The sequence below is a fragment of the Gordonia liuliyuniae genome (genome assembly GCF_021738805.1).
GTDB lineage: Bacteria > Actinomycetota > Actinomycetes > Mycobacteriales > Mycobacteriaceae > Gordonia > Gordonia liuliyuniae.
Genome location: NZ_JAKKOR010000013.1, coordinates 72119 through 88127 on the forward strand (window position 1 = coordinate 72119; position 16009 = coordinate 88127).

The window sequence follows — 16009 nt, forward strand, 5'->3', positions numbered from 1 at the left end:
GCGAGTAGCGCGGGTGATTACGTGGCGTCCCAGTCGGTGTAGTCGTGGGAACGCTTCGTGACGCTCGGCTTCTCGAGCGAAGGGGCAGGAGGAGGCGCCGCCGGTGCCTGAGGCTCGGGACGGGACGGCTTGGACAGTCTCTGGACGTCGAGAGTCTCACGGACCGTACGACCGAGGTCGTCGACGGACGACGAGTCGCCGCCCAGAAGATGCTTGGTCACCACGCTTTTCGGGCTCATCTGGCGGAGCTCGTTGATCTGCTGGATCGGCTCACGGAACTGATCGAAGTCCGCGCCCATCTCGTCACGCAGCTGCCCCGACGCGCCCGTCGCGTAGTCGCGGACCTTCCGGATCGACTGCATCGTCCACGACACCGCCCCCGGCAGACGTTCCGGGCCGAGAATGATCAGCCCCGCAGCGAGCAGCACAACGATCTCGCCCCAACCGATACTGCTGAACATTCGTGAACCAGCTCGATCCGTCTCTAGTCGCTGACCGGCGTGATCGTACCGTCGAAGGTCCTGCCCTCACGCCAATAGGTGAACTTCACCTCGTCATCGATCTTCGATGTACGGACCGCGACCGTCAACTCGTCAGAGCCTTCGATCTGACGACCGTTGAAACTCGTCACGACGTCGCCCTCGCGCAGGCCCGCGCGCGCAGCAGCACTCCCCTGCGCGACATCACGTACCTGCGCACCGAACACCTTGTCGTTACGGACCGTCGCAGCGCTGACACCGATCGTCGGATGCTTCATCCGGCCGTCCTTGATGAGCGCATCGAACACCGGGATCGCCTCGTTGACCGGGATGGCGAAGCCGAGACCGATCGAACCGCCGTTTGGTGTCGCGGCAGCCGTGTTCACCCCGATCACGCGCCCCTTCGAATCGACGAGCGGGCCGCCCGAGTTGCCGTGGTTGATCGCCGCATCCGTCTGGATCCCGTTAACCACCGTGTCCGTGTCCGACTCCGCGTCCGGCCGCAACGGCACCGGCTGGTCGACGGCGCTCACAATCCCCGTCGTCACCGTCTTCGAGAACCCCAGCGGAGAACCGAACGCGACGACGTTCTCGCCGATCTTCACCTTCGACGAATCGCCCAACGTCGACACCGTCAGGTTCTGAACGTCATCCACCTTGATGACCGCCAGATCGGTCTTTGGATCCCGCCCGGCGATCCGTGCAGGAACACGACTCCGGTCGGAGAACACGGCCTCGAGCTTCGCGCTGCGATCAGACGCCGCCATCGACACGACGTGATTGTTGGTCGCGATGTAGCCGCGCTTGTCGATCACGAACCCCGACCCGCTCACCCCACCGCCGCCAGTACGCACCTCGATGGTCACGACAGCCTTCTCCATCGCGTTCGTGACCTTCGTGACAGTCGTGCCGTCATCGTCGTCGTCAGAATCGTCGACGTTCAGACGCACCGAATCAGAGTTGAGCGGCGTCGCAACCTCCGCCGTCCACCGACCGACGAGACCACCGAAGACTCCGACGAGGAGCGCGGCCATCAACAACGACGCCAACGCCCACCAGTGCACTCGGCGACCCGACAACAAATCGCGGAGCCCGAGTTTCGGACCCGGATCGACCGGGGTCGGCGGCTTCGCCTCGGCCAGAGCCGGGGACGCCAACGCGACACCAGACGCCGGACTCCGCCACGGATCTTCAGGCGCCTCCGGCTCGTCGTCGTCCGGCACCGCGTGCGGGTCACGCTGCAGAGTCTGCGTCTCGCCTTCCGGACGACCGAACGCCTCGCTCAACACCGGGTCCGGTGCAGCGACCTTCGGCTGCGGACGATCTGTGTTCGGAGTGTTCGCGAACGATCCAGTGACGCCTGCCGGACGTCCGAATACAGCTTCGTCCCGCGACGAGGGGGTTCCATCAGTCACGAGTCAGCGGCTCCGACGATTCGATCGACCTGCACGACGTACGTCGATCTCGCGCGTCGGGATCTGACTGAGTTGGCCGAGCAGCGACGGCGGAGCACTCATCTGCGCGCCACCGCGCAGCAGCGACCGCGCACGCACCTGGTTGACGACCTCTTCCGAACACCTCGTGCACAACACCAGGTGGGCGTCGGCGCGCGTCGTGGCCATCGGCGACAATTCGTTGTCCACGTAGGCGACGACGGCCTCCACTGCGAGATGCTCGGTCGCCGCGAACTCTTGACGCGGCGGGCGCTCGGGATTCGGAACGATCGACGAAGTCACCGGCGCCCAACGGCGACCGGAGGAACGGTGTCCCAGACCCACGGGCGGCGCCCCTTCCACTCGGCGGCCGCCGAGGCGGCCCAATGTGATCGGTCGCGCCCAGCTTACGCGATCAGACCTCACTGGCGACGGCGACCGATCGGCTGTCCGTGTGACCGCGCGCTGCGAGGAACTCACGGATCCCCTGCCGACCGCGGTGGATGCGGCTGCGGACCGTGCCCATCTTGACGCCCAACGTCGCACCGACCTCCTCATAGGAGAGTCCCTCGATGTCGCACAGGACGATCGCCGCACGGAACTCCGGCGCCAACGAATCCAACGCCTCCTGCAACTCCTGGCCCAGGTTCGCGTCCGCGTACACCTGCTGAGGATCGGGCGTGTCGGTCGGGATCTTCTCGTAGACGGGCTCGAGCGCCTCCATGCGAATCTTGGCGCGACGCCGAACCATGTCGAGAAACAGATTCGTCGTGATGCGGTGCAGCCAGCCCTCGAAGGTGCCGGCCTTGTAACTGGTCAACGAGCGAAACACCCGAATGAACGTCTCCTGGGTGAGGTCCTCGGCGTCATGCTGATTACCCGAGAGACGGAACGCGAGACGGTAGACGCGATCGGCGTGCTCGGCGACGAGTTCGTCCCACGACGGCATCAGGTCTTTGTCGCCGGTCGCGTCGAAGCCCGCAGTGCCGCGGAAGGAGCCACGCGGTGTGGAATCGGTCGGGTCAGAGTGGTTCATCGGTGAAGCGCCAATTCCTTTCCTTGCACTGTCGCAAACAGAATCGCCGTTGTCCGTTTGTCCAACGTCGGCGGTGCGATCGATATTCCGTGCCATCGCCTATGACCCTCTCGCATCCGAATGTGGGCGGACCCAGATTGCCCTGTGTGTTTCCTGAGGATGGGAATCGGAGGTGGTCGGCGTGGGGTGATTCCTGGTCAGTGCCACTGTGGCACCCTCGTTCACATGACTGACACGACGGGTTCGCAGACCACCGAGCGGCTCAACGCTTACGCCGAGTCCGCGATCATCGAGGACGACGCGATGACCGCGGCACGGATGCGTGGCGAAGAACTCGGCGCGCGCGCCGTCAGCCCGGCCACCGGCGCCCTGCTGTCGCTCCTCGCGCGGACCGGCAACGCCGAACACGTTGTCGAGATCGGTACCGGCGTCGGCGTGAGCAGCCTCTGGTTGTTGGCCGGGATGCCGTCGACCGGAGTCCTGACCACCATCGATCCCGAGTCCGAACATCATCGTGCCGCACGTGAGACGTTCGCCGACGCCGAAATCGCGCCCGGACGAACCCGGCTCATCAACGGCGCGCCAACCGATGTGCTCACCCGACTGGCCGACGAGTCGTACGACCTCGTGTTCGTGGACGGGCTGCCACTGTCGTACCCGGCGTTCGTCACCGAAGCCATCCGCATCCTTCGGCCGGGCGGCCTCCTCGTCGTCAACAATGCCTCCGCCGACGGGACGATCGACGACCGAGAGTCCACCGACCCGCGCACCCTCGCCGCCCGTGAAGCGGCGATGATCGTCGCCGAGGATGACCGCTTTCTGCCGGCCGTGATTCCCGTCGGAACCGGGCTCCTGGCAGCCGCGAAAAGTCGCTGACGGATTTACTAGCACGTATGCGGTATCTACTCGCCCCGCTTAGCTTCAATCGGCCGTGTACGTGCTAGTAATGTTTTCGAGTCATCTATTCGACCGACTCGTTGACTACTGTCTCGACCATCGAACTCGATAGAACTGGTGGCGACGGAACTGGTGACATCAGATCGAGGGGAGGGCTGGGCTGCATGAGGAGGATCGCAACTGCGGCGGCCGTCGCGGCATGCGTCGCCGCTGCGGTGACCGGTTGCCGCGGCAGTGGCGACGACAGTCCTGAGTCCGATCCGATCCGGTCGACGTCGACGGCCGTCTCGTCCAGTTCGGTGGTGACCGGCGGACCCGCGAACGGCTCAGTGTCTGCCGGTGCACTCCCCGCGACCGCGGGCCACGGGAAGTGCGTCGACCCGGCATCGCCGATCGTCGCGCAGGCAGTGTCCGCGATCGACTCGTACTACGGCCACGATTTCGTCGTCACCACGGCGACTCCCGCCGCCCTCGGCTCGTGCCCTGATCTGCTGTGGGTCGAAGCCGGGCTCGCCGGGGGCACCGGGAGTTCGCCCGAACGCGTCCTGTTCTTCGATGCGGACGGTTTCATCCGCTATGACACCGAGGTCAATACCGCGTTCACCTCCGTCGTCGGGTCGACGCGCAACACGGTCACCGTCCGCTACCGGTGGCTCAACGGCCAGGACGTCAGCGCCGACCCGACCGGCGGGCCCGTCGACGTCGACTACACCCTGTCCGGTCAGAACGTGATCGCCGATCGCACCGTGCCCGACCGGGCACTCGCGCCTGTCGAGGAGACGACCACGGCTCCGCCGCTCCCGCCGACCACACCGCCGACCGGATCGTCGCCGACCAACGAAGTGGCGCCCCCGCCGAGCTCGACAAGCTCGCCGAGCACGACGCGACCGTCGACTTCACCCCCGTCGACGGCTCCGAGCACATCCAGCTCGCCTCGGCCGACCAGGCCGCACCTGCCGTTCCTGCCGCACCTGCCCACGAAGCCGCCACCACCGACTCCGTCGAAGCCGTCGCCGGCACCGACGCCCGCGCCCGGCCCGTCAGCCGAGATCGCCCCGTCGGCCGAGATCGCACCGCCGGCGGGGCGCTAGACGTCCGTCGAGAATCGGATCCCGCTGTCGGGGATCTGGATCTCCGGCCACACGCGGGCACCGCGCAGCAGTTCACAGCGCGCGCCGATGGAAGCGCGGTCGCCGATCACCGTGTCGCGGACGAGCGCGCCTGCACCGACGCGCGCGCCGAAGCCGACGATGCTGCGTTCGACCACTGCACCAGCTTCGATGACCGCGCCGTCGAACACGACCGCCCCGTCGAGTCGTGCGCGAGCACCGACAGTGGCCCCGCGGCCGACGACGGTCCCGCCGATGAGCACCGCGTTGCGCGCCACGTCGGCCTCGTCGAGCACGAGAGCTTCACCGCACTGCTGCGCGATCGCGGGCGACGGGGCGATGCCGCGCACCAGGTCGGCGCTGCCGCGCACGAAGTCTTCCGGGGTGCCCATGTCACGCCAGTACGCGGCGTCGACGTGCGCGTGGATGTGGCGACCCTCGGCGAGGAGCGCCGGGAACACTTCGCGCTCCACCGAGACCGCGCGGTTCGACGGGATCTCCCCGATCACGTCGCGGTTGAAGACGTAGGTGCCCGCGTTGATCTGGTTGGTCGGCGGGTCCTGCGTCTTCTCGAGGAACGCGGTGACACGGCCGTTCGCGTCCGTCGGCACGCAGCCGAACGCACGCGGGTCGCTCACCCGGACCAGGTGGAGCGTCACTTCCGCGCCCGACTCCTGATGGGTCGTCACCACGTCGCGAATGTCGGTGCCGCCCAGCACGTCGCCGTTGAAGACGAGGATCGTGTCAGCGGTCAACGAGTCGTAGACGTTACGGATGCCGCCGCCGGTGCCCAGCGGGTGCTCTTCGGTCACGTACGTCAGGTTGAGCCCGAGCGACGATCCGTCGCCGTAGTGCCGTTCGAACACTTCGGCCTTGAACGACGTCCCGAGGACGACGTCGGTTACGCCCGCTTCGCGGATCCGCGACAGCAGGTGCGTGAGGAACGGCTGCCCGGCCGTCGGAAGCATCGGCTTGGGTGCGGACAGCGTCAACGGACGCAGCCGGGTGCCTTTGCCGCCGACGAGGACCAGTGCCTGAACAGACGGTGCCACAGAGTTTCCTTCCAGAATTACGTGTCGGATGCGCGGGTGCTCGTCACGGCTGCTCGGCGCGGCGTCGCTCGCGCAGAGCCGCGGCGACCGCGATCTTCGATCGGACGGCGAGTCCGGCCCGCAGCGCCAGGCGCAGGGGCGCGCGGAGCGGCCCCGGATTGCGGTCCGCGTTGAAGCGGTACGCGCTCGCGTGGTGCGCCGGGATCATCTTCTCGGGATGCTTGCTGACCGAGTGACTCTTGGCGTGCAGCACGCGAGCGCTCGGCACGTACACGTTGAGCCAGCCGGCTCGGCCGAAGCGGTCGCCGAGGTCCACGTCCTCCATGAACATGAAGTAGCGGGAGTCGAAGCCGTCGACGCCGTCGAACGCGCTGCGGCGCACCAGTAGGCACGATCCGGACAGCCAGCCGACCGGACGCTCGGTGAGGCCTCGTTCGTCGTCGCGATACGCCTTGGTCCACGGGTTCGACGGCCACACGGCTCCGAGGACTGCGTGCCCCGTACCCGCTACGAGATCGGGGACGGCGCGCGCCGACGGGTACACCGAACCGTCGAGTTCGGTGACGAGTGGGCCGAGGCTCGCGGCACGCGGCCAGCGACGTGCGGCGGCGACGAGCTCGTCGAGCGAGCCGGGCGACCACTCGACGTCGGGGTTCGCGATGACGATGAACTCGACGTCGGGGTCGAGTTCGGCGACGCCGCGGTTCATGGCGCCGCCGTAGCCGATGTTTCCGCCGGTCTCCACGAGTGTCACATTGTCGTGGTCGGCAGCAGCCTTCTCAGGTGCGCCGTCGGTCGACCCGTTGTCGGCGATCACGACGTGCGGCGTGTGCTGCGTCGCGTCGGAGAGCGTGCGCAGAAAGTTGTGCAGGTAGTCACCGGACGAGTACGTCACGGTCACCACGCCGAAGGGTGCAGTCACCGCGACAGACTAACCCGAAGACGACACGTCGAGCGCGTCCTGTAGGGCGTCCGGCCAGTCACGCAGCGGAGTCAGACCCGCTCGCGCCCAGCTCGCCGCGGACAGCACCGAGTACGCCGGACGTGCCGCGGGACGGGGGAATTGTGCTGTGCTGCAAGGCTTCACACGGCTCGGGTCGGCTCCAATCCCGGCGAAGACAGCGCGAGCGAAATCACACCAGGTGGCGTCGCCGCCGTTAGTCGCATGCAGCACCTCTCCACCGCCCGAACGACCCGACCGGAGGCGTGCGGTGAGCTCCCACAGTCCGTCGGCCAGGTCGGGCGCATACGTCGGCGAGCCGCGCTGGTCGTCGACGACGGTCAGTTCGTCGCGCTCGCCTTCCAGTCGCCGCATAGTTGTGACGAAGTCGCGGACCGGGGCGCGGCCGGTGAACAGCCACGCCGTTCGTACGACGACGGCGTCCCGGTCGGCGCGGAGCACCGCCCGTTCACCGGCGAGTTTGCTCGCTCCGTAGACGGTGTCTGGCGCCGCGTCGGCGGGCAGGTCGGACGGTTCGAGCGGGAACGTCCACGAGCCGCGCGGAAAGACGTAGTCGGTCGAGACGTGGATCAGATGTGCGTCGGCAGCCGAGGTGGCCGCGGCGAGGTGCGCCGGCCCATCGGCGTTCACCGCGTAGGCGGCACCGCTCGCCGTCTCGGCGGCGTCGACGTCGGTGTACGCGGCGACGTTGAGCACGACGTCTCCCGCGGCGAGGTCGGTGAGCGACGTCTCGACGGAGTTCGGGGAGGTGATGTCGATGTCGGACGATCGCATCCCCACCACGCGGGCGTCGTCGGGGACCGAGCGGGAGGACAGGAGCGCGGATCCGAGCTGGCCTGCGGCACCGATCACATAGATCGTCGAAGGATGGTTCACGCCGACCATCGTGCCTCACCGGCGATCGCGCTCTACTGCCCGTGTCTCCCGTCCGCTGTGTCGCCCCCGCTGCATCTCCCCTCCCGCTGTATCTCGCCCGCTGTATCTCCCCCGCCCTATCTCCCCCCGCCTATCTCCCCCCGCCTATCTCCCCCCGCCTATCTCCCCCCGCCTATCTCCCCCCGCCTATCTCACTGCGAGCGTGGCATCGCCCACGCCGGGGCGCGCTTCCCCGACCCGCACCGGACTCGCCAGTATCCTCGGGCGAAGAGCGCGTCGAACGGCGCGCGTCGACGACATGCAGTGAAGGGGACGACCGAGGCGTGGATCAGCGACGTGAAGGCGGCGGGGACAACTCCCCCCGCGGGGGCACACGCGGAAGCACTGACGGCACACCGTCGCGCCCGCGTGGGGATGCTCCGCGTGGGGATGCACCGCGTCGACGCCGCCCGGCACCGGTGGACACCGCGGCGCGGCGCCGTCGAACCTCCGACGAGATCCACACCCGTCCCCGCAAGCGGCGGCCGGCTGCGAAGCCGTCGGAGACGTCGGGTGGCAAGCGCACGGTGACGGCCGGCTCATTCCGGGACACGGTGAAACTGTGGGCCACGCGCCCCATCGCCGGGATCGCCCCCAAGCACATCGGCCGCACCGTCGTCGCGCTGTTAGCGATCGTCGTCCTGGTGGTAACCGGGTTCGGCTGGAGTGAAGTCAATTCGATCCGGTCGTCGGCCACCCAGATCGGCGGCCTCGGGCTCGGCGGCGGCGATGACGGCGCGGTGGACATCCTTCTGGTCGGCACCGATTCGCGGAACGATGCGAACGGCAATCCGCTCCCCGAGGACGAGCTCAAACGTCTGAGGGTGAGCGGTGAGGTCACGACGAGCACGGACACCATCCTGCTCGTCCGCATTCCGAATGATGGCTCGGCCGCCACCGCGGTGTCGATCCCGCGAGACTCGTACGTCGACGTCCCGGGCCTCGGTAAGAGCAAGGTCAACGCCGCCTACGGCGCGACGCGGGAGACGGTCCGCGCGAAGGAGGTCGAGGACGGCGCGAGCGAAGCCGAGGCGGAGGAAGCGGGTACCAAAGCCGGGCGACAGGCGTTGATCAAGACCGTCGGGAACCTGACCGGCGTCACCGTCGACCACTATGCCGAGGTCGGCCTCCTCGGGTTCGCGTTGCTCACCGACGCGGTAGGCGGCGTCGAAGTGTGTCTCAAGCACGCGGTCCGGGAGCCGTTGTCGGGAGCGCGTTTTCGCAAGGGGAGGCAGACCCTCGACGGCCCGCAGGCCTTGAGCTTCGTCCGACAACGCCACAATCTGCCGCGCGGCGACCTCGACCGCATCACTCGCCAGCAGGTCTACATGGCCTCCCTCGCACAGCGGATCCTGTCGACACAGACTCTCACCGACACCGGCAAGCTCAACGAACTGCAGGACGCGGTGTCGAAGTCGGTGCTCCTCGACGACGGCTGGGACATCCTCGGGTTCGCCGAACAACTCAAGGATCTGACCGGGGGCAACATCAAGTTCGCCACCATCCCGGTCGCCGACGACCAGGCGTGGAGCGAGGACGGCACCCAGAGCGTGCTCGGCATCGACCCGACTGCGGTGCACGCCTTCGTCGAACGCCTGTTGGGCGGCGGTGAGTCGTCGAAGTCGGAGTCGGACGATCCGCGAGCCGACTACACGGTGGACGTCGTGAACGCGGGCACCGTCGAGGGGCTCGCAGGCAACGTGTCGAGACTGCTGGCGAGCCGCGGCTTCAAACGTGGCGCCACCTCGACTAAGCCGATGAACGAGTTCGACTCGCTGGTGTTCGCGAACTCGAAGGACAACGAGGGCGCCAAGCAGTTGGTGACCGACCTCGGTGGCGGTATCGAGATCCGGGTGGACTCGTCGCTGCCGGAGGATCGCCTCAAGCTCGCGCTCACCAACACGTACGTCGGCGCGGGTTCGATCGTCAACACCGGCGACCAGGGCGGTGACGATTCCGGATCTGACGAAGGATCGTCGTCGCAGCCGTCCACCAAATCGCCCACGGTCATCAAGGCCGACAACGACGGCCCAGTCTGCGTCAACTGAGCGGCGTCGGCGACGATGGTCCTATGACTGACACGTTGACCGCACTCGTCCTCGGTCGGGTCGCCGACCACGCCCGCCCGCTGTTCACCTTCTACGACGAAGGCACCGGCGAACGCACCGAGTTGTCCGCGGCGACGCTCGGCAACTGGGCGGCGAAGATCGCCAACTACCTGCGCGACGAGATCGGTCTGGTCCCAGGCGACGAGGTGCGCGTCGACCTCCCCGAACACTGGCAGAGCGCGGCGGTCCTCCTCGGGGCATGGTGGGCGGGAGCGCACGTCCTAGTCGACGACGCCGACGGGGACGCTCGGGTGGTGTTCACCAGCCGTGACCGCCTCGACGCGCACGACGCCGACGAGATCGTCGTCGTCCCGCTCGATCCGTTCGCGATGGGCTCGCGGGAACTGCCGATCGGGGTGAACGACTTCGGCGAGTCGGTCCGCGCGCACGGCGACCAGTATCGGCCGTCCGGCACCGGGCGACTCGCCCTGAACGACCTGTCCACCGAGACCCTGGCGGCCACGGAATCGACCGCGCGCCAGGGCGATCGGATCGTATCGACTCTCCCGTGGAACACCGCCGAGACGATCGCTGCGAACGTGGTGGCACCACTGCTGCACGGCGCGTCGCTGGTGTGGGTGCGCGGCGCGGACGCCGAGCGCGTGGCCGCGATCGCCGCCATGGAGAAGGCGACGGCAGTACATTCGGGAGAATGACACGACTCGGTTACCAGATCCCGAACTTCACCTACCCTGGCGTCGCCCCCGCGGACCTCTTCGATCGGATTCGCGCTCAGGCCGTCGAAGCCGACGAGTCGGGCTTCGACACCGTGTTCGTGATGGACCACTTCTATCAGCTGCCGATGATCGGCGCCCACGACCAGGAGATGATCGAGTGCTACACGCTGTTGTCGGCGCTCGCACAGCACACCTCGCGGGTCCGGCTGTCCGCGCTCGTCACCGGTAACACGTATCGTGAGCCTGCTCTGCTCGCCAAGACGGTCACCGCTCTCGACGTGGTGTCGGGCGGCCGCGCTCAGCTTGGGATCGGCGCGGGCTGGTTCGAGCTCGAACACGACAGTCTCGGTTTCGAGTTCGGTACGTTCACCGATCGCTTCGAGCGCCTCGAGGAGTCCCTGCAGATCGTGCTCGGCATGCTGCGGGGAGAACGGCCGAGCTTAGACGGGAAGTGGTACACGGTGCGTGACGCCGTGAACTCCCCCGCTCCTCTGACCCGCGTCCCGGTGATGATCGGCGGCGGCGGCGAGCGCAAGACGCTGCGGATGGTCGCCCAGTACGCCGACGAGTCGAACATCATCTGCGCCCCCGACCAGATCGGCCGCAAACTCGCCGCGCTCGACGGACACTGCGAGCGCCTCGGCAGGGACCGGTCGGAGATCACCGTAAGCCTCCAGACCTATGCGTGCATCGCCCAGACGCACGATCAGGCGGTGGCCGAGCTCGACGCCTACATCGAACGCGCGCCGCAGGCCGCCGGGCGTCGCGACGGCTTCATCGTCGGCAGCCCAGACGAGGTTCGAGCCCGCTACGAGGCCCTGCTGGAGTCCGGTGTCGACGGATTCAGTGTCAACTTGATGGCGAACGGCCACCTGCCGGGCCGGGTGAGCCTGCTCGGCGAGACCTTGGCACCGCTAATCGGGTGACCTGAAACATCTGGCAATCGGCGAGCGAATACCTTAAGACGCGGCCGCACGCTGTGATGACAATCACTGCCTGCGATCTGCACTGCTCGACCTCGCCGTCCCCTGCCACGAAAGTTCTCAGTCCCGCCTATGATTCGTCGCCCTGCGTCCCGGTCCCACGAGTCCGCGCTGTTCCACGCGGACTTCGTCGCGGCAGGCCGAGCGACCAAAGCGCAGGTCACCGTGATCATGGCGCTGGGACTGGCCGCGATGTGGATACTGCGTCCGATCCTGTTCAACCAACCGCATCCGCTCATCCACGACTGGGCGTTCGCGAGCCTCTGGCTCGTCGTGCCGGCCGCGATCCGGGTGGTGAGTTGTCTGCCTCGCACGCCACCGCCCTGGTCGACGGGGCTGTTCATCGCGTCCGTGTATCTCGATGTCATCACCTTCATGGTGATTCGGTCGCTGTCGGAGCAGGGCGGCTACGACGAGATCCCCATCCTGATACCGATCGCGTACCTTGCGAGCCTGCTGGTGGTGCACATTCGGTTCGTCGTGCTGGTGCCCGCGATGCTCGTCGGCTTCGCGACTCTCGCGATCATCGAGGCGATGACGATCCCGATCACCAGCGCGAGCGTCATCGACATCGGAGCGGCAGGCGCGATCTTCTTCGTGCCGCTGGCGTCGTCCTGGCTCCACGAGCGTCAGACCGAACTGGGCTGGGTGCGCGAGCGTCGCCTGAACACCCTGTCGACCACGGACGAACTGACCCGGCTGCCCAATCGGCGTGCCTTCGATCACGAGCTTCAGAGAGCGCTGACCGACGGTCCGCTGCCGGTGTCGCTCGCCATCCTCGACGTCGACCGATTCAAGGTTCTCAACGACGCCCTGGGGCACGCAGCCGGTGACCGCACTCTCGCCGCGATCGGCCGCAGCATCGCCGATTCGGTGGACGGACCGAGCACGTTCACGGCGCGGTTGTCGGGCGAGGAGTTCGTCGTCGTGTGGTCGGGCGACGGCCCGGAGGCCGCCCGCGCTCAGGCCGACCGGGTTCGTGGCGATGTGGCATCGCTCCAGCTGCCGTCCGGACGGTTCGACACGCCCGTGACCGCATCCGCCGGATTCGCCTCACTCGGGTCGCCGCCCGAGGACCCAGCCCGCGCCGCAGCGGTACTCACGGCAACCGCCGACGCCGCACTCTACCGAGCGAAGCACGACGGACGAAACCGACTCGTGGCAGCCGCGACGCTGATCCCGGACTCAGACCCGACGGTCGACGCCCGACTGCAACGACCGGTCGACGAGGTGTCCGTCGAGGTCGAGGATCCCCTGGGTGAACATGATCGTGCGTTCCTCGCCGACTTCGACCGTTCGGGACTCGTCGCCCGGCGAGTGATCATGGCAGGCATCGCGCTGATCGTCGTCGCCGTCGCCGCTGTCGCGCCCGGGCTGCTCGCGCTCCCGGACACCACCGTGACGACGAGCCGGGTGGTGTACGGCTTCCTGATGATTCCGGCCGCGGTGGTAGCCATCGTCGCCGCGACCTGGCGACGTCTGCGTCCGTGGGCAGCCGTCATCCATGTCGTATGCGTCGCCCCGGTCATCGCCGGACAGATGTGGTTGCGCGCGTCCGACGTTCCTCACGCGCAGGAGATCGTCACCTTCCTGATGCCGGTCGCCGTCCTACTCAGCCTCGGCGTCGTGCAGATCCGGTTCCGGTTGATGTTCCCCGCGATGGTCGTCCTGTACATCGGGATCCTTGTCGTCGAGTGCCTCGCCGTTCCTGCCTACGACGGCGATTACCTCGCGTTCTCGCCGATGCCTTCATGACGGCGGTGGTGATCCAGGCGTCGTACCGGCTGCAGCGCGCGGCCAATCTCAACTGGCAGCGGTCCCAGCGCCTGCATGCTCTCTCACGGACCGATCCGCTGACCGGCTTACCGAACCGACGGCAGTTCGCCGAGGACTCCGCCAGCCGACCCGCCGACGGTGACACGGGTGTCAGAGCGATCGTGATGATCGACGTAGACCATCTCAAACAATTCAACGACGCATTCGGGCACTTCGCGGGCGACGGGTGCCTCGATCAGATCGCGGACGTGCTCACCCAGTCCGCGAGAGCTGTGCCTGCGCGGATCTATCGACTCGGCGGCGAGGAGTTCGCGGCGATCATCACCGGCGACACCGCGTCGACCGTGGCCGACCGTGCGCGACAGCTGGTCGCCGCCGTCGAAGAAGCCCAGATCGAGTCGCCGGTGCCCGGCTGGCCGGTCACCGTGTCGGCGGGCCTGGCCGTCGCCGACGCCTCCGAGGACCTCAGTTCGGCGATGAGCCGCGCCGACGACGCCCTGTACGAAGCCAAACGCACCGGCCGGAACCGCCTCGTGGTCGCCGAGTGCGGTCCGGCCGGTGCGGGCGATCGTTCGTGAGGCTCTTCTCGACTCAGCCGCGCAGCAGCGCGCGAGCCATGACCATCCGCTGGACCTGGTTGGTGCCCTCGTAGATCTGGGTGATCTTGGCGTCACGCATCATGCGCTCCACCGGGAAGTCGGTGGTGTAGCCGGCACCGCCGAACAGCTGGACGGCGTCGGTGGTGACCTCCATCGCGACGTCGGACGCCATGCACTTGGACGCCGACGAGATGAACCCGAGGGGGCCTGCGCCGCGCTCGGCACGTGATGCCGCCGCGTACACCATGAGGCGAGCGGCCTCGACCTTCATCGCCATATCGGCGATCATGAACTCGACGCCCTGGAACTGGCTGATGGTCTTGCCGAACTGCTTGCGCTCCTTGACGTAAGCGATGGCCGCGTCGAGCGCACCCTGAGCGACACCGATCGCCTGCGCGCCGATCGTCGGGCGGGTGTGATCGAGGGTGGCGAGCGCGGTCTTGAAGCCGGTGCCCTCGTCACCGATGATCCGGTCCTCGGGGATGGTGCAGTTCTCGAAATACAGTTCGGCGGTCGGGCTGCCCTTGATGCCGAGCTTGTGCTCGAGCGGTCCGACGGTGAAGCCTGGGTCGTCCTTGTGGACCATGAACGCCGAGATGCCGTTGGCACCCTTCTCGGGGTCGGTGACGGCCATGACGGTGTACCAGGCGGACTGTCCACCGTTGGTGATCCAGCACTTGGAGCCGTTGAGCACCCAGGTGTCGCCGTCGCGGCGGGCGCGGGTCTTCATGGCCGCGGCGTCGCTGCCCGCTTCGCGCTCGGACAGGGCGTACGACGCCATCGCCTCACCCGATGCGATCGACGGCAGGACCTTGGCCTTGAGCTCGTCCGAACCGGAGAGGATCAGGCCCATGGTGCCGAGCTTGTTGACAGCCGGGATGAGCGAGGCGGACACGTCGACGCGGGCGACCTCTTCGATCACGATGCAGGCGGCGAGCGAGTCGGCGCCCTGACCTTCGAACTGCTCGGGAACGTGCACGGCGTTGAAGCCGTTGGCGACGAGCGCGGCACGAGCCTCCTCGGGGAAGCGGGCGTTCTCGTCGACGTCCTTCGCGTGCGGCGCGATCTCCTTCTCGCTGAGCGCACGGATCGCTTCACGAAGTGCCTCGTGTTCTTCCGGCAGCTGGAAGAGGTCGAAATCGGGGTTACCGAACTTGCCCATGGACTACTCCTTTAACCGACATCAGCTCTGTCACTGAGTGTCACTGATTGGGGAACTAACTGAGTTCATCATGGCACTGCGTGCCAGGTCAATCGTTCGCGGACAATGTCGGCTATCTCATCCGGACTGAGATCCGCGCCGTGGGCGACCACCGTGACCGCGTTGGTCGGCGGTGCGCTTGCGCCGCTGGGCATCACCGTTGTCGCGTGGATCCGTCGCAGCTCGGCGCGGAGCACATCGGCGGTCGCCGCCGCGTCGCCCCGCACCATCTGACGAAGCAGATGATTGTGTGCACCGGTCACCGCCGCCGCGTAGGCCACCTGCCGAACACGTGGGACATCCGGCAGTCGACGCCGCAGCGAATCCTCGAAGAGCCGCTGATAGCGGTAGGTGGTGACGAGTTCCCGATCACGCAGCGCGGGGACCTGCGACACCACTCGATACCGTCCCGTCGCGAGGTCACGATGAGCCGCGAAGTGTGCGAAGACCTCCTCGGCCGCGAGACAGACCGACCACCACGGGTCATCGCCTGCGGCCTCGGCCGCCGCCAACTGCTCGGCGACCAACGCCATCAGCTGCTCGTGGTCGGCGAAGATGAAGTCCTCTTTGGACCGGAACTGCCGGAACAGGGTGCGACGCGACACGCCGGCCGCCGCGGCGACGGCGTCGACCGTCGTCGCCTCGTATCCGTGCTCGGCGAACAATCGGATCGACTCGGCGACGACCTGCATCCGGAATCCCGCCGAGTCGGACTCATTCGCGACTGCGCCCGCACTCATGCCATCCAGTATCCAACGCGGCGGAGGTGAGGCAAGCTGGAGT

Annotated in this window: 16 protein-coding genes; 7 read left to right on the forward strand and 9 right to left on the reverse strand. The window is 67.4% G+C overall.

Annotated features, from left to right (window positions below):
- Nucleotides 1–17: 17 nt before the first annotated feature.
- The 4 genes from tatB to sigE all read right to left on the reverse strand — a co-directional run bounded on the left by tatB (nt 18) and on the right by sigE (nt 2948).
- Nucleotides 18–461: a Sec-independent protein translocase protein TatB gene (tatB, locus tag L5G33_RS17550; RefSeq protein WP_236999460.1), complete on the reverse strand. Its 444-nt coding sequence runs from the start codon at nt 459–461 to the stop codon at nt 18–20.
- Between the two features lie 23 nt (nt 462–484).
- Nucleotides 485–1894, reverse strand: coding sequence for a S1C family serine protease (locus tag L5G33_RS17555; RefSeq protein ID WP_236999461.1), 1410 nt, complete (start codon nt 1892–1894; stop codon nt 485–487).
- 3 nt (nt 1895–1897) lie between these two features.
- A complete protein-coding gene (locus L5G33_RS17560) occupies nt 1898–2215 on the reverse strand; it encodes a zf-HC2 domain-containing protein (protein WP_236999462.1) in 318 nt (105 codons plus the stop codon).
- 112 nt (nt 2216–2327) lie between these two features.
- Nucleotides 2328–2948, reverse strand: coding sequence for an RNA polymerase sigma factor SigE (gene sigE, locus L5G33_RS17565; protein ID WP_236999463.1), 621 nt, complete (start codon nt 2946–2948; stop codon nt 2328–2330).
- A 225-nt stretch (nt 2949–3173) separates the two neighbouring features.
- Here sigE and L5G33_RS17570 point away from each other — a divergent pair, with 225 nt between their 5' ends.
- The gene (locus L5G33_RS17570; protein ID WP_236999464.1) at nt 3174–3824 is read left to right on the forward strand and encodes an O-methyltransferase; all 651 of its coding nucleotides are present in this window, start codon (nt 3174–3176) and stop codon (nt 3822–3824) included.
- A gap of 185 nt (nt 3825–4009) precedes the next feature.
- Nucleotides 4010–4936 (forward strand): LppP/LprE family lipoprotein, encoded by a 927-nt coding sequence (locus tag L5G33_RS17575; RefSeq protein WP_236999465.1) that lies wholly within the window; start codon nt 4010–4012, stop codon nt 4934–4936.
- On the opposite strand, the gene manB is transcribed toward L5G33_RS17575, so the two are convergent.
- Genes manB through rfbD form a run of 3 tightly spaced genes read right to left on the reverse strand, consistent with a single transcriptional unit; the run spans nt 4933 to nt 7843 of the window.
- Nucleotides 4933–6006, reverse strand: coding sequence for a mannose-1-phosphate guanylyltransferase (gene manB / locus L5G33_RS17580; RefSeq protein ID WP_236999466.1), 1074 nt, complete (start codon nt 6004–6006; stop codon nt 4933–4935). The genes L5G33_RS17575 and manB overlap by 4 nt on opposite strands.
- 43 nt (nt 6007–6049) lie before the next feature.
- On the reverse strand, nt 6050–6928 hold the full coding sequence (locus tag L5G33_RS17585) for a glycosyltransferase family 2 protein (RefSeq protein ID WP_236999467.1): 879 nt from the start codon (nt 6926–6928) through the stop codon (nt 6050–6052).
- Between the two features lie 9 nt (nt 6929–6937).
- The gene (rfbD, locus tag L5G33_RS17590) at nt 6938–7843 is read right to left on the reverse strand and encodes a dTDP-4-dehydrorhamnose reductase (RefSeq protein ID WP_372476935.1); all 906 of its coding nucleotides are present in this window, start codon (nt 7841–7843) and stop codon (nt 6938–6940) included.
- Between the two features lie 458 nt (nt 7844–8301).
- On the opposite strand from rfbD, the gene L5G33_RS17595 reads away from it, so the two are divergent.
- From L5G33_RS17595 to L5G33_RS17615, 5 genes are all read left to right on the forward strand, one after another.
- The gene (locus L5G33_RS17595; protein ID WP_236999469.1) at nt 8302–9930 is read left to right on the forward strand and encodes an LCP family protein; all 1629 of its coding nucleotides are present in this window, start codon (nt 8302–8304) and stop codon (nt 9928–9930) included.
- Between the two features lie 23 nt (nt 9931–9953).
- Nucleotides 9954–10646, forward strand: a complete 693-nt coding sequence (locus L5G33_RS17600; RefSeq protein WP_236999470.1) for a TIGR03089 family protein — start codon at nt 9954–9956, stop codon at nt 10644–10646.
- Entirely contained in the window at nt 10643–11593 is a 951-nt protein-coding gene (locus L5G33_RS17605; protein ID WP_236999471.1) for an LLM class F420-dependent oxidoreductase, read from the forward strand. The genes L5G33_RS17600 and L5G33_RS17605 overlap by 4 nt, the downstream gene beginning before the upstream one ends.
- 129 nt (nt 11594–11722) lie before the next feature.
- Nucleotides 11723–13405: a GGDEF domain-containing protein gene (locus L5G33_RS17610; RefSeq protein ID WP_236999472.1), complete on the forward strand. Its 1683-nt coding sequence runs from the start codon at nt 11723–11725 to the stop codon at nt 13403–13405.
- Nucleotides 13402–14004, forward strand: a complete 603-nt coding sequence (locus tag L5G33_RS17615; RefSeq protein WP_236999473.1) for a GGDEF domain-containing protein — start codon at nt 13402–13404, stop codon at nt 14002–14004. The genes L5G33_RS17610 and L5G33_RS17615 overlap by 4 nt, the downstream gene beginning before the upstream one ends.
- Before the next feature lie 13 nt (nt 14005–14017).
- Here L5G33_RS17615 and L5G33_RS17620 read toward each other — a convergent pair whose 3' ends face one another.
- A complete protein-coding gene (locus L5G33_RS17620) occupies nt 14018–15187 on the reverse strand; it encodes an acyl-CoA dehydrogenase (RefSeq protein ID WP_236999474.1) in 1170 nt (389 codons plus the stop codon).
- Nucleotides 15188–15255: 68 nt separating this feature from the next.
- Nucleotides 15256–15966, reverse strand: a complete 711-nt coding sequence (locus tag L5G33_RS17625) for a TetR/AcrR family transcriptional regulator (protein WP_236999475.1) — start codon at nt 15964–15966, stop codon at nt 15256–15258.
- Nucleotides 15967–16009 lie beyond the last annotated feature (43 nt).

Excerpts from the sequence above, each read along its gene's own strand:
- tatB (WP_236999460.1), bottom strand. The coding sequence starts at position 461 with ATGTTCAGCAGTATCGGTTGGGGCGAGATCGTTGTGCTGCTCGCTGCG.
- sigE (WP_236999463.1), bottom strand. The coding sequence starts at position 2,948 with ATGAACCACTCTGACCCGACCGATTCCACACCGCGTGGCTCCTTCCGC.
- L5G33_RS17570 (WP_236999464.1), top strand. The coding sequence starts at position 3,174 with ATGACTGACACGACGGGTTCGCAGACCACCGAGCGGCTCAACGCTTAC.
- L5G33_RS17575 (WP_236999465.1), top strand. The coding sequence starts at position 4,010 with ATGAGGAGGATCGCAACTGCGGCGGCCGTCGCGGCATGCGTCGCCGCT.
- L5G33_RS17600 (WP_236999470.1), top strand. The coding sequence starts at position 9,954 with ATGACTGACACGTTGACCGCACTCGTCCTCGGTCGGGTCGCCGACCAC.
- L5G33_RS17605 (WP_236999471.1), top strand. The coding sequence starts at position 10,643 with ATGACACGACTCGGTTACCAGATCCCGAACTTCACCTACCCTGGCGTC.
- L5G33_RS17610 (WP_236999472.1), top strand. The coding sequence starts at position 11,723 with ATGATTCGTCGCCCTGCGTCCCGGTCCCACGAGTCCGCGCTGTTCCAC.
- L5G33_RS17615 (WP_236999473.1), top strand. The coding sequence starts at position 13,402 with ATGACGGCGGTGGTGATCCAGGCGTCGTACCGGCTGCAGCGCGCGGCC.
- L5G33_RS17620 (WP_236999474.1), bottom strand. The coding sequence starts at position 15,187 with ATGGGCAAGTTCGGTAACCCCGATTTCGACCTCTTCCAGCTGCCGGAA.
- L5G33_RS17625 (WP_236999475.1), bottom strand. The coding sequence starts at position 15,966 with ATGAGTGCGGGCGCAGTCGCGAATGAGTCCGACTCGGCGGGATTCCGG.